12 protein-coding genes are annotated in these 12,051 nt (G+C 69.5%); 4 read left to right on the top strand and 8 right to left on the bottom strand.

Annotation, left to right across the window (positions count from 1 at the left end; all coding sequences use genetic code 11):
- Positions 1-13: 13 nt before the first annotated feature.
- The 5 genes from grpE to BLW76_RS06205 all read right to left on the bottom strand — a co-directional run bounded on the left by grpE (position 14) and on the right by BLW76_RS06205 (position 5,384).
- On the bottom strand, positions 14-721 hold the full coding sequence (gene grpE / locus BLW76_RS06185; protein WP_091304891.1) for a nucleotide exchange factor GrpE: 708 nt from the start codon (positions 719-721) through the stop codon (positions 14-16).
- Positions 718-2,592 (bottom strand): molecular chaperone DnaK, encoded by a 1,875-nt coding sequence (gene dnaK, locus BLW76_RS06190; protein ID WP_091304892.1) that lies wholly within the window; start codon positions 2,590-2,592, stop codon positions 718-720. The genes grpE and dnaK overlap by 4 nt, the downstream gene beginning before the upstream one ends.
- Positions 2,593-2,839: 247 nt before the next feature.
- On the bottom strand, positions 2,840-4,285 hold the full coding sequence (locus BLW76_RS06195; RefSeq protein ID WP_091304893.1) for an alpha/beta hydrolase: 1,446 nt from the start codon (positions 4,283-4,285) through the stop codon (positions 2,840-2,842).
- Between the two features lie 67 nt (positions 4,286-4,352).
- A complete protein-coding gene (locus BLW76_RS06200; RefSeq protein ID WP_143060541.1) occupies positions 4,353-4,586 on the bottom strand; it encodes a hypothetical protein in 234 nt (77 codons plus the stop codon).
- Positions 4,587-4,613: 27 nt separating this feature from the next.
- Positions 4,614-5,384 (bottom strand): DUF4097 family beta strand repeat-containing protein, encoded by a 771-nt coding sequence (locus BLW76_RS06205; RefSeq protein WP_091304895.1) that lies wholly within the window; start codon positions 5,382-5,384, stop codon positions 4,614-4,616.
- A gap of 174 nt (positions 5,385-5,558) precedes the next feature.
- Here BLW76_RS06205 and BLW76_RS06210 point away from each other — a divergent pair, with 174 nt between their 5' ends.
- Positions 5,559-6,092: a YbhB/YbcL family Raf kinase inhibitor-like protein gene (locus BLW76_RS06210; protein ID WP_091304896.1), complete on the top strand. Its 534-nt coding sequence runs from the start codon at positions 5,559-5,561 to the stop codon at positions 6,090-6,092.
- 27 nt (positions 6,093-6,119) lie between these two features.
- On the opposite strand, the gene BLW76_RS06215 is transcribed toward BLW76_RS06210, so the two are convergent.
- Both BLW76_RS06215 and BLW76_RS06220 read right to left on the bottom strand, forming a co-directional pair.
- Positions 6,120-6,557, bottom strand: a complete 438-nt coding sequence (locus tag BLW76_RS06215; protein WP_091304897.1) for a GNAT family N-acetyltransferase — start codon at positions 6,555-6,557, stop codon at positions 6,120-6,122.
- A 21-nt stretch (positions 6,558-6,578) separates the two neighbouring features.
- Complete coding sequence (locus tag BLW76_RS06220) at positions 6,579-7,139, bottom strand: TetR/AcrR family transcriptional regulator (RefSeq protein WP_167384557.1); 561 nt, start codon at positions 7,137-7,139, stop codon at positions 6,579-6,581.
- A gap of 157 nt (positions 7,140-7,296) precedes the next feature.
- On the opposite strand from BLW76_RS06220, the gene BLW76_RS06225 reads away from it, so the two are divergent.
- From BLW76_RS06225 to BLW76_RS06235, 3 genes are all read left to right on the top strand, one after another.
- Positions 7,297-9,510 carry a (Fe-S)-binding protein gene (locus tag BLW76_RS06225; protein WP_091304899.1) on the top strand — a complete coding sequence of 738 codons (2,214 nt, stop codon included), beginning with the start codon at positions 7,297-7,299 and terminating at the stop codon, positions 9,508-9,510.
- 330 nt (positions 9,511-9,840) lie between these two features.
- On the top strand, positions 9,841-10,272 hold the full coding sequence (locus tag BLW76_RS06230) for a DUF742 domain-containing protein (protein ID WP_091304900.1): 432 nt from the start codon (positions 9,841-9,843) through the stop codon (positions 10,270-10,272).
- 17 nt (positions 10,273-10,289) lie between these two features.
- A complete protein-coding gene (locus tag BLW76_RS06235; protein ID WP_091304901.1) occupies positions 10,290-11,294 on the top strand; it encodes a cation diffusion facilitator family transporter in 1,005 nt (334 codons plus the stop codon).
- Positions 11,295-11,297: 3 nt separating this feature from the next.
- Here the strand turns inward: BLW76_RS06235 and BLW76_RS06240 are convergent, their stop codons facing one another.
- Positions 11,298-12,002 (bottom strand): CAP domain-containing protein, encoded by a 705-nt coding sequence (locus tag BLW76_RS06240; protein WP_091304902.1) that lies wholly within the window; start codon positions 12,000-12,002, stop codon positions 11,298-11,300.
- Positions 12,003-12,051 lie beyond the last annotated feature (49 nt).

The following is a 12,051-nucleotide window of genomic DNA, read 5'->3' on the forward strand; positions in this document are numbered from 1 at the left end:
CACTTGGTTCCTCTTACTGCTGCTGCTCATCGACTCCGCCGCCGAGTGGCAGCTCGCCACCGACGGACGGGTCCCCCGGGGCCGCACCGGGCTCGTGGTCGGTCACGCCGACCAGCGCCGCCCGCAGTACGCGGTCCCCGAAGCGGTACCCGCGGCGCATGACCACGGTGACCGTCGGGCCCGCCACGTCCGGCGAGGTGTTGTGCTGCACGGCCTCGTGCACGCTCGGGTCGAAGGGCTCGCCCTCGGCGCCGAACGACTCGAGGCCCGCGCGCTGCAGGCCGCTGATCAGCTTGTCGCCGACGGCCTTGAACGCACCGGTGAGGTCACCGTGCTGCTCGGCCCGCTCGAGGTCGTCGAGCAGCGGCAGCAGGTCGTTGACCACGGTCGCCTTCGCGCCGATGACGACCGCCTCCCTGTCGCGCTCCACCCGCTTGCGGTAGTTGGCGTACTCGGCCTGCAGGCGCTGGAGGTCGGCGGTGCGCTCGGCCAGCTCCTTCTCCACGTCGGAGACGACCGACACCGAGTCGTCCACAATGGACTCACCCAGCGAGGGGCCCGCGTGCTCCACGGGCGCCTCGTCGGGGTCCGGCGCGGCGTGGGCCGGACCGGGCGGGCGGACCTGCCCGGTCTGGGGGTCCACCCGACGCCGGTCCCGCACGACCACCGGCTCCTCGGGGCCTCGGCCCTGGTTCTCGGATTCGTCGTAGCTGTGGGTCACTTCTTCGGGTCCTCTTCGACGATCTCGGCGTCCACCACGTCATCGGCCTTGGCCTGGCCGCCGGCCGCACCGGCGTCCCCGGCCGCACCCGCACCCGCACCGCCGGCGGCACCGGCCGCGGCGTCGGCGTTCGCGTTGGCGTACAGGGCCGTGCCCAGCTCCTGCGAAGCGGCGTTCAGCTTCTCGATCGCCTCGCGGATCTTGGTCGAGTCCGTGCCCTTCAGCGACTCGTTGGCCTCGTCGATCGCGGACTTGACCTTACCCTTGAGGTCGTCGGGCAGCTTGTCGTCGTTGTCCTTGACGAACTTCTCGGTCTGGTAGACCAGCGTCTCCGCCTGGTTGCGGGTCTCCGCTTCCTCGCGGCGCTTCTTGTCTTCCTCGGCGTGGGCCTCGGCGTCCTTGACCATGCGCTCGATGTCGTCCTTCGGCAGCGCGGAGCCACCGGTGATCGTCATCGACTGTTCCTTGTTCGTGCCCAGGTCCTTCGCGATCACGTGCACGATGCCGTTGGCGTCGATGTCGAAGGTGACCTCGATCTGCGGCACGCCACGCGGGGCCGGCGGGAGACCGGTCAGCTCGAACATGCCGAGCTTCTTGTTGTGCGCGGCGATTTCGCGCTCACCCTGGAACACCTGGATCTGCACCGACGGCTGGTTGTCGTCCGCGGTGGAGAAGATCTCCGAGCGCTTGGTCGGGATCGTGGTGTTGCGCTCGATGAGCTTGGTGAAGACGCCACCCTTGGTCTCGATGCCGAGCGACAGCGGCGTGACGTCCAGCAGCAGGACGTCCTTGACCTCGCCCTTCAGCACACCGGCCTGCAGCGCCGCGCCCACCGCGACGACCTCGTCCGGGTTCACGCCCTTGTTCGGCTCGCGGCCGCCGGTCAGCTCCTTGACCAGGTCGGACACGGCCGGCATGCGGGTGGACCCACCGACGAGCACGACGTGGTCGATGTCGCCGACGGCGATGCCGGCGTCACGGATGACGTTGTTGAACGGGTTGCGGGTGCGCTCGAGCAGGTCCGCGGTGATCTTCTGGAACTCGGCGCGCGAGAGCGTCTCGTCGAGGAACAGCGGGTTCTTGTCCGCGTCCACGGTGATGTACGGCAGGTTGATGCTGGCCGAGTTCGAGCTGGACAGCTCGATCTTCGCCTTTTCGGCCGCCTCGCGGATGCGCTGCAGCGCCATCTTGTCCTTGGTCAGGTCGATGCCGTTGGTGGCCTTGAACTTGTCGACCAGCCACTTGACGATGCGCTCGTCCCAGTCGTCACCACCGAGGTGGTTGTCACCGGAGGTGGCGCGGACCTCGACGACGCCCTCGCCGATCTCCAGCAGCGAGACGTCGAAGGTGCCACCACCGAGGTCGAAGACCAGGATGGTCTGCTCCTTCTCGCCCTTGTCCAGGCCGTACGCCAGCGCGGCGGCGGTCGGCTCGTTGACGATGCGGAGCACGTTCAGGCCGGCGATCTGCCCGGCCTCCTTGGTGGCCTGCCGCTGGGCGTCCTCGAAGTAGGCCGGGACGGTGATCACGGCGTCGGTGATCGTCTCGCCCAGGTACGCCTCGGCGTCGCGCTTGAGCTTCATCAGCACACGCGCGCTGATTTCCTGCGAGGTGTAGTTCTTCCCGTCGATCTCGGTCTTCCAGTCGGTACCGATGTGCCGCTTCACGGACCGGATCGTCCGGTCGACGTTCGTGACGGCCTGGTTCTTCGCCGGCTGGCCGGTCAGCACTTCACCGTTCTTGGCGAAGGCGACGATCGAGGGGGTGGTCCGGGAGCCTTCCGAGTTGGCGATGACCGTCGGCTCGCCGCCCTCAAGGACGGCGACGACCGAGTTGGTCGTGCCGAGGTCGATGCCGACCGCTCGCGCCATGGTGCTTTCCTCCTGTGTACGGCTGCTATGTTCGTGACCTGCAGGTTCGTTCTCGCCTTGAGCGAGGCCCTGGCAAGTTTTATCCGGCCTTCGCGCACTCCGTCAAGCCGTACTTGAGTCGACTGCGCTCAACCTCTGTACCCAGCCTAACGAGGCGGTTCGGCTTCTTGTTCCCGGGTCCGCCGGGTGAGTGCGCCCCGATCGGTTGTGATGCCGCTCACCAGGAGGGACCCACCGGTCGGCCGTCTCACCCGCAGACCGCCCCACGACCGGGGACCACTCCGCTCACCAGGTAGGCCACCTCGGCCGCCCGGGCGCAAGCGGAGTTGAACAGTCCCGTGTGGCCGTCGTCGGTGCGGGTCAGCAGGGCCGCTCCCTCGATGCTCGCCGCCAGCCCGCGGGCCCAGGCCAGCGGCGTTGCCGGGTCGTGGGCGCCGCCGACGACCAGGATCGGCGGGGCGCCGCGGACCGGCTGGGGCCGCGGTGGGTTCTTCGCCGGGACCGGCCAGCCCGTGCACCCGCTGGCGAAGTCCCAGTACTCCGAGTACCGCCAGCTGTGCGGCGCCGCCGCGCGGAGCAGGCCCGCCAGGAAGCCCATGTCCGCCGGGCCGGTGAACGGCGACGGGAAGTCGTGGCAGCCGATCGCCCGGTAAGCCCCGTAGATCGGGGACCGGAACTGGTTGCGCTCGGTCAGCCCGCGGGCGTCCGGGAACTCCCCGCCCGCCGCGGCCAGGTCCTTGCCCAGCGCCGGCCAGTCGTCCTTCAGGTAGAGGTGGCCGTAGACGCCCGCCGAGACCTCGTCGGCCGTCGCGGGTCGCCCCAGCTCGCTCGACCAGATCCCGCCGCGGGCCGCCCGGGCCACGACGTCGTCGTAGAAGCGCAGGACGTCCTGGCCGTGCAGGGCGCAGCCGGCTGAGCCACGGCACCAGGCGGCGAACCGGACCAGCGCGTCTTCGGTGGCCGCGGCCTCCTCCAGGATCGCCTGGGGCATCGGCCGCGCGTGGTCGATCGCGCCGTCGAGCACCATCGCCCGCACCCGGCCCGGGTGCTTCGCCGCGTAGATCGCGCCCAGCTCGGTGCCGTACGACAGCCCCAGCCACGAGATCTTCGGCTCGCCGAGCGCGACGCGGATCGTCTCGATGTCCTCGGCCGCGCTCTGCGTGTCCGCGTGCGCCAGCAGCGGCCCAGTGCGGGCCAGGCAGTCCGCGGCCGCCTTCCGGTTGTGCGCGACCAGCGCGTCGAACCCCGGCCGTGTCGACGGGAACCGGTCCAGTGCCGGGTCGAACAGCGTCGCCGCGTCGCACGTGATGCGTGGCGTGCTGTACCAGTCGCCGCGCGGGTCGAACCCCACGACGTCGAACCGCTGCCGCAGCAGCGCGAGGTCCGGCGAGGCCAGCCCGCCGAACTGCGCGAACCCGACGCCGGAGCCGCCCGGCCCGCCCGGGTTGACCAGCAGCGCACCGATCCGCCTGCCCGGATCGAGCGCGGGCAGCCGGGCCAGCGCCAGCTGCGCCGACCCCAGCTCCGGCCGCGCACGATCGATCGGTACCGCAACCGTCGCGCACTCCGCCGACGGCTCACGCTGCGTGGCGCACGAGCGCCACACCGGCGCCGATGACGCCGAAGCGACGGCCGGCACCGCCGCCATGACCACGACCGCCACCACAACCGCGGCGACCCGGCGCATGTCCATGATGTGCTTCCTCCCCCTGCCCGCCGACCTTCGGCGTGCTTCCTTCCTAACAGCGGCCACCGACAATTCAGGAGTGGCGGGCCGGCCAGGAGGAGAAGAAGAAATCGGGATTCCCTTGCTGCACAACGACTTCCGTCGGAGAGCCTACCCAGGAAGTCACACGATAGTGGTAATCGGCTGTCACCGGCACGCCCTGCGCGGGAACTCCCGCCGGCTCACTCCGCGCGAACCCCACGGCCCCGAACGTCGCGAGCGCCCCCAGCAACGCGGCCACCAGCACGCGCCGTTCGATCCTGCCCATCGGAAATGCCCCCGTGCCAAGAGAAAGTCAGGCCGCGTCGACCGTGACGCTGCCGCTGTCGGTGGTCAGGTCCAGCACGTGCGGCGCCGTCCCGTCGGTCGGCACGCCGATCTTGCGGTGGCCGCTGTCGCTGCTGCCTTCGACGCGGTACGGCCCGCCCGGCACGGCCAGCTCGATGCTGCCGCTGTCGGCGTGCACCTTCACGTCGTTCGACCGGGTCAGCGTGAAATCGACGCTGCCGCTGGAAGAAGTCACGTCCACCGGGCCGCGCACCTCCCGGCCGGTGATGCTGCCGGAGCTGCTCTGCAGCCGGACCTCGCCGACGTTCCGCAGGTCGACCGCGCCACTGTCCAGCCGCAGTTTCACCACACCGGAGACGTCTTCGACGCGGGCGTGCCCGGAATCGGCACGAACGTCCACACTCGACACCCCGGCGATGTCCAGCCCACCGGAGTCGACGGTCCCCGTGACGGGCACCCCCGCGGGCACGACGACCTCGAAGTCGACCGTGCAGTTCGTGTCGCACGAACCGAGCACCAGCTGGTCGCCTTCCATGCGGTAGAAGGGCCCTTCCGGCTTGCTCCGCCAGTTGTAGTGCACCTCCTGGTGCACCGTCGACGGCCCCGAGCCGGTGCGGATCTTCACCGATCCCGAGTCCCCTTCCAGCTTCACGCTGCGGACGGTCTCCGCAACGGTGCCGGTGTTTTCGTACTTCGAACCCCAGCCCCACCCGAGCGCGGTCGCCAGGCCGACGCCGATCAGGACTATGCCTCCCACAGCCAGTAGCGGGCGTGCCATGCTCGTAGGTCCCCTCGGTGTTGTTTCCTCTGCGTGAAGAACGTTAGGACGGGGTGGGCCCGCCGTATATGGGGGTAACCCCCCGAAAGACCCTGAGATCCCGCCCTGAGGCACGGGGGTGGCGCTCTGGGCCTAACCTGGCGCAAGTCTCCAGTTCCGTGATCAGGAGGATCCATGCCGCAAGCACCCGGCCCGTACGAATCCCTGCCCGAAGTGCCGTCGTTCACGCTGCGCAGCAACGACGTGGCCGACGGCGAAACCCTGGCCACGCCCCATTTGTCCGGCATCTTCGGCGCCGGCGGCGAGGACCGTTCGCCGCACCTGGCGTGGGAGGGCTTCCCGGCGGAGACGAAGAGCTTCGCGATCACCTGCTACGACCCGGACGCCCCCACCGGCAGCGGCTTCTGGCACTGGGCGGTGTTCAACATCCCGGCTTCGGTGACGGAGCTGGCGTCCGGCGCGGGTGACGGCTCCGGCCTCCCCGAAGGCGCGGTCACGCTGAAGGGCGACGGCGGGGTCAAGCAGTTCCTCGGCGCGGCGCCGCCGCCCGGGCACGGCCCGCACCGCTACTACTTCGCGGTGCACGCGCTCGACCTGGACAAGCTGGAGGTGCCGGAGGACGCGACACCGGCCCTGCTCGGCTTCACCATGTTCGGGCACACGCTGGCCCGCGCCGTGATCACGCCGGTGTACGAGAACAAGGGCTGAGTTCTCCCGGGCGGGCCCGGCGCGGCGTCAGTTCACGAAGTTCGCCGCGTTGGGCCCCTCGCGCTCCAGGTAGTGCCCCCGGGTGTGCTCGGCGAAGCCGAACTGCCGGTACAGCCCGTGCGCGTCGGCGGTGTGGAGCATCCAGCGGAACCGCGCGCCCGGGCCGTTGTCGATCATCTCCCGCACGATCTCCTTCCCGAGGCCGCTGCCGCGGGCGGAGTCGACGACGAAGACGTCGGCGAGGTACGCGGACGAGACGCCGTCGGAGAACGCCCGCGCGAACCCGACCATCGAGCCGCCGCGGTAGGCGCCGACGACCCGCCACGAGCCGTCGATCGCGGCTTCGACCTGCTCACGCGTGCGCCAGCGGCCCCAGTAGGCCTCCGTGGACAGGAACTTCCACACCACGTCGAGGTCCAGCCGCGCGCGGTCGTCGTCGAGTTCGTAGTCACCGAAAGTCCGCATGATCCGAAACTAAGACAGCCGTCAACGCGGTTTCAGCAGGTAGTCCACCACCGGCCGCAGCTCCTCGGCCGACGGCGGCTCGTCGTCGATCAGGCCCTGGATGAGCAGGCCGTCGATGCCGGCGAGGAAGACCCGGAACGCCACCTCGTCGTCGTGGCGGACCATCGACGTCAGGACGTCCAGCCAGCGCCGGGCGGCCGGGCGCAACTCGGGCTTGCGCGCGGCCAGCAGGTACAGCTCGTACTCCGCCATGGTGCGCCCGCGCCGGGGGCCGAGCGCCTCGGCGAGCAGGGCCGCGACCTCCTCGGCGCCGCGGGAGCCGCGCGACCGGGCCCGGTCGATCATCCAGTAGACCTCGGTCGCCATGTCGCGTGCGCAGGAGATGAGCGTGGCGACCAGCAGGTCGTCCAGCGACGAGAAGTGGTAGGTCGTCGACGTCGTCGGCACGCCGGCCTCGGCCGCGACGGTCCGGTGGGTGACGCCCGCGACGCCGTCGCGCTCGATGATCCGCAGCGTGGCCTCGATGAGCTCGGTGCGCCGCTTCTCGCCGCGCGCCTTCCGGCCGTCCACTTGCAGCTTCACCATAGGGTGAAAACTACCTGAACGATCGTCCCAAAACAAAGAGCGACGTACACCACATCGGTGGGACTTAGGGCCACTCAACGGGTTACTCATCAGTAAGGACGGTTAGTCTCCCGGCACCACCACAGTTTTGATCCGGACGAAAGGCACCCGAACGATGGGCGCTCTCCAACTGACGCTCGGCGGGATCTCCGTCGTGCTCGGCCTCGTCGCCTGGGGCATGTTCGCCGCGACGATCGCCCGTTTCGTGCGGGTGATCCGGCTCGGCCAGCCCGACTCGACGCGCAACGGGCCGTTCATGCCGCGCATGAAGACGCTGATCAAGGAGTTCGCCGCGCACACGCGGATGAACCGCAAGCGCAGCGTCGGCCCCGCCCACTGGTTCGTCATGTGGGGCTTCCTGCTCGGCTCGCTCGCCCTGTTCGAGGCCTACGGCGAGGTCTTCGTGCCGACGTGGGGCTGGCCGATCCTCGACGACTTCCCGCCGTTCCAGCTGCTCATGGAGCTGCTCGGGCTCGGCACGATCGTCGGCATCCTGGTGCTGATGGCGATCCGGCAGCGCAACCACCCGCGCCGCGCCGACCGCCAGAGCCGCTTCCAGGGCTCCAACTTCAAGTGGGCGTACTTCATCGAGGCCGTCGTCCTGATCGAGGGCATCGGCATCATCGGCGTCCGCGCCGCGAAGGCCGCGCTGGGCGCGCACGAGACGCCGACCTGGGCCGCCTTCGTCTCGAACCCCCTCGGTGAGCTGCTGCCGGCCAGCCCGAACCTGGTGACCGTCTTCGCGTTCGTCAAGCTGATGAGCGCCACGGTCTGGCTGATCGTCGTCGCCCGCGCGATGACCATGGGCATCGCGTGGCACCGCTTCAGCGCCTTCTTCAACATCTACTTCAAGCGCGAGGCCGACGGCGGCGTCGCCCTCGGCGCGCTCAAGCCGATGATGAGCGGCGGCAAGGTCCTCGACCTCGAGGAAGCCGACCCGGACGAGGACACCTTCGGCGTCGGCAAGATCGAGGACTTCAGCTGGAAGGGCTGGCTGGACTTCTCGACGTGCACCGAGTGCGGCCGCTGCCAGGAGCAGTGCCCCGCGTGGAACACCGGCAAGCCGCTGTCGCCGAAGCTGGTCATCACGCAGCTGCGTGACCACGCCTACGCGAAGGCGCCGTACCTGCTGGCCGGCGGCAAGCGCGACATGGCGGGCGACGAGATCGGCCTGTCCGGGGACAACATGTACGCGGGGATCGACGTCCTCGCGATCGCCGAGTCACAGAAGGCGCTGGTCGGCGACGACGGCGGTGTCATCGACCCGGACGTCCTGTGGTCGTGCACCAGCTGCGGCGCCTGCGTCGAGCAGTGCCCGGTCGACATCGAGCACGTCGACCACATCGTCGACATGCGCCGCTACCAGGTGATGATCGAGTCGTCGTTCCCCAGCGAGCTGAACGGCATGTTCAAGAACCTGGAGAACAAGGGCAACCCGTGGGGCCAGAACGCCAAGGACCGCCTGGCCTGGACCGAGGACCTGGACTTCGAGGTCCCGGTGTTCGACGGCGACATGGGCGACGCCGAGTACCTGTTCTGGGTCGGCTGCGCCGGCGCGTTCGAGGACCGCGCGAAGAAGACCACGCGCGCGGTCGCCGAGCTGCTGCACATGGCGGGCGTCAAGTACAAGGTGCTCGGCTCGGAGGAGTCCTGCACGGGTGACCCGGCGCGCCGCGCGGGCAACGAGTTCCTGTTCCAGATGCTGGCGCAGCAGAACGTCGAGATCCTCAACTCGGTGTTCGAGGGACGGGAGCGCAAGACGCGCAAGGTCGTCGTGACCTGCGCGCACTGCTTCAACACCCTCGCCAACGAGTACCCGGAGCTGGGCGGCCAGTTCGACGTCGTGCACCACACGCAGCTGCTGAACCGCCTGGTTCGCGAGAAGCAGCTGGTGCCGGTGGCGCCGGTCGCCGAGGACGTCACCTACCACGACCCGTGTTACCTCGGCCGCCACAACAAGGTGTACGAGGCGCCGCGCGAGCTCGTCGGCGCGACCGGTGCGCAGCTGCGCGAGATGCCGCGGCACGGCGACAAGTCGATGTGCTGCGGCGCCGGCGGCGCGCGGATGTGGATGGAAGAGAAGATCGGCAAGCGGATCAACGTCGAGCGCGTCGACGAGGCCCTCGGCACCGCGCCGTCGAAGATCGCCACCGGCTGCCCGTTCTGCAAGGTGATGCTGAACGACGGCCTGACGGCTCGCCAGAGCGACGGCACGGCGAGCGAGAAGGTCGAGATCGTCGACGTCGCGCAGATGCTCCTGGAGTCGGTCAAGCGCAAGCCGGAACCGAAGCCGATCGCGCTCGGAGCACCGTCACTCGCGGAGGAGTGACACTCTTATCGAGAACGCACGGCCCCGGTCAGGACTTCCTGATCGGGGCCGTTTTCCGTGGTCGGAAAGTTTCGGGGAATTGTTGATCTCGTAGCCATTCCACTACCCGTTGTCACCGATCACACCCTTGACTTCAGGGCCGCTAGCTGGGACTTCATCATGGTAATCGTTTTCTTGAAAAATGTTCATGAAAATCACCGAAATGGCCCATCAGGTTAAGGACAAACGACAGCCTGAACCCTGGACAAGCGGCGTATCCTGGCCTTTCCTCGCCGCCGCCGTTGCCAGCGAGGGCACCTTTGACGATCACAGAAACAGGGGGCGGCACGAATGGCCGAGGACCGGCGGACCACCACGACCGGCCGACACTCCCTCCACGCCATCCCGGACGACATCCGGCTCGCCCAGGACTACGTACCCACCCAGCGCACCCTCGTGCGCCCGTACGTCCTCACCCGCGGCCGGACGCAGTCCCGCCGTCACCTCGCGATCGAAGCGATGGTCTCGACGCGGGCCGGCGCGCACTGGGACGGCGCCCGGGTGACCGGCGAGTTCCGCTCGGTGCACTCGCTGTGCCTGCACCCGCGGTCGGTCGCCGAGGTCGCGGCCACCCTGAGCGTGCCGCTCGGCGTCGCGCGCGTGCTGCTCGACGACATGGCCGAACAAGGCCTGGTCACCATCCACGACAGCCGCACGGGCGCCGACGGCCGTCCGGCGATGGCGCTCATGGAACGCGTTCTGAGCGGCCTGCAGCGCCTCTGAGCACTACGCTCACCAGGGTGAGCGAGGAACCCGGGAACTCCGGCGGCGAAAGCACCCTGACCGTCCTGCTCGCCGGCGGGGTGAACCTGGCGATCGCCATCATGAAGCTGGTCGCCGGCATCATCACCGGCTCGGGCGCAATGCTGTCCGAGGCCGCCCACTCGGTGGCCGACACGATCACCGAGGTCCTGCTGCTGACGGCGTTGAAACGCTCGGAACGCCCGGCCGACCGCGTGCACCCCTTCGGCTACGGCAAGGAGCGGTACTTCTGGTCGCTGCTCGCGGCCGTCTCGATCTTCGCGTCGGGTGCGATGTTCGCGCTCTACGAGGGCGTGTCGACGCTGTTCGGGCACGGCGAGGCGCAGAGCACGTCGCTGCTCAGCTACATCGTCCTCGCCGTGGCGTTCCTGCTCGAAAGCACGTCGTGGCTGCAGGCGGTGCGGCAGGTCGTGCGCGAGTCCCGCGCGGAGAACCGCTCGCTGTGGACGTACCTGCGGCTCATCGACGACCCGACGCCGAAGACGGTCCTGTTCGAGGACTCGGCCGCGCTGATCGGCCTGCTGCTCGCGTTCGGCGGCATCGGGCTGCACCAGCTCACCGGCTCCGAGGTCTGGGACGGCATCGCGTCGATCGCCATCGGCCTGCTGCTCGCCTGCGTCGCGTACCTGCTCGGCCGCACCAACCGCGGCCTGCTCGTCGGGCGCCAGGCCGACCCGCTGCTGGTCCGCGGCGTCCGCGACCACCTCTCCGGCGCCGCCGAGATCGAGGCCGTCGTCGACCTGCAGACCATGCTGATGGGCACCGACCAGGTGCTGGTCTGCGCCCGCGTGGACTTCGACGACTCGCTCGGCGCCGCGGACCTCGAACGCGCCTGCGTCCGGCTCGCGTCGGAGCTGACGGAGAGGTTCCACGACGTCACCGAGGTGTTCATCGAGCCGGTGCCGCGGTCGGACCCGGAGCTGCGGGCGACGGTGCTGGCGCGCTACGGCGACATCGCCGAGCGGTGGAGCAAGCCTCGGTAGCCCTCAGTACCCGAAGTCCTGGACCCAGTACCAGCCGGCGGTGGTGACGCCGACGCCGATCTTCTTGAGCGTGCAGTTGAGGATGTTGGCGCGGTGGCCCGGGGAGTTCATCCAGGACTCCATGACCTGCGCCGCGGACGTCTGCCCGCGCGCGATGTTCTCCGCGCCCGGCTTGGAGTAGCCGGCCTGCTTGATGCGCTGGTCGAACGTGGTGCCGTCAGGGCTGGTGTGGGAGAAGAAGTTCTCGGCCGACATCTTGTCGCTGAAGTCCTGCGCGGCCTTCGTGACGTGCGATTCCTCGGTCAGCGGGTCGCAGCCGGCCTTGGCGCGTTCGTCGTTGACCAGGGTGATGACCTGGGCGGCGGCCGAAGGGGCGACGCGGGCCGCGGCCTTGGTGCTGGACGGCGGAGCTTCGGACGGCGACGGCTGCGGCGCCGCGGAAGTGTCGGTCGGCGTGGGCGCCGCGCTGGACGTCGTCGCCGGGGCGGGGGCCGAGGTCGTGGGTGCGGCGGGCTGACCGGGGGTGGTGGTCTGGACCTGACCGCCGGCGAGGTCGGTTCCGCTGCCGCTGCCGGCACCGGCGGGCGCGTTCGGCAGGACAAGCGCCGCGGCGCCGAGCTCGGCGGTGTTTCCTTCCGCGGTGGCCATCCAGGTGCCTGCGGCGGCGGAAAAAACGCCGAGCAGCACACTGAGTGACACCATCACCACGTGAGCACGTTCACCAATGGGGGACACGGCGCAGGAACGTATCACGGAA

The sequence above is a fragment of the Amycolatopsis tolypomycina genome (genome assembly GCF_900105945.1).
Taxonomy (GTDB): Bacteria; Actinomycetota; Actinomycetes; order Mycobacteriales; family Pseudonocardiaceae; genus Amycolatopsis; species Amycolatopsis tolypomycina.

Excerpts from the sequence above, each read along its gene's own strand:
- dnaK (WP_091304892.1), bottom strand. The coding sequence starts at position 2,592 with ATGGCGCGAGCGGTCGGCATCGACCTCGGCACGACCAACTCGGTCGTC.
- BLW76_RS06195 (WP_091304893.1), bottom strand. The coding sequence starts at position 4,285 with ATGGACATGCGCCGGGTCGCCGCGGTTGTGGTGGCGGTCGTGGTCATG.
- BLW76_RS06200 (WP_143060541.1), bottom strand. The coding sequence starts at position 4,586 with ATGGGCAGGATCGAACGGCGCGTGCTGGTGGCCGCGTTGCTGGGGGCG.
- BLW76_RS06205 (WP_091304895.1), bottom strand. The coding sequence starts at position 5,384 with ATGGCACGCCCGCTACTGGCTGTGGGAGGCATAGTCCTGATCGGCGTC.
- BLW76_RS06210 (WP_091304896.1), top strand. The coding sequence starts at position 5,559 with ATGCCGCAAGCACCCGGCCCGTACGAATCCCTGCCCGAAGTGCCGTCG.
- BLW76_RS06215 (WP_091304897.1), bottom strand. The coding sequence starts at position 6,557 with ATGCGGACTTTCGGTGACTACGAACTCGACGACGACCGCGCGCGGCTG.
- BLW76_RS06225 (WP_091304899.1), top strand. The coding sequence starts at position 7,297 with ATGGGCGCTCTCCAACTGACGCTCGGCGGGATCTCCGTCGTGCTCGGC.
- BLW76_RS06230 (WP_091304900.1), top strand. The coding sequence starts at position 9,841 with ATGGCCGAGGACCGGCGGACCACCACGACCGGCCGACACTCCCTCCAC.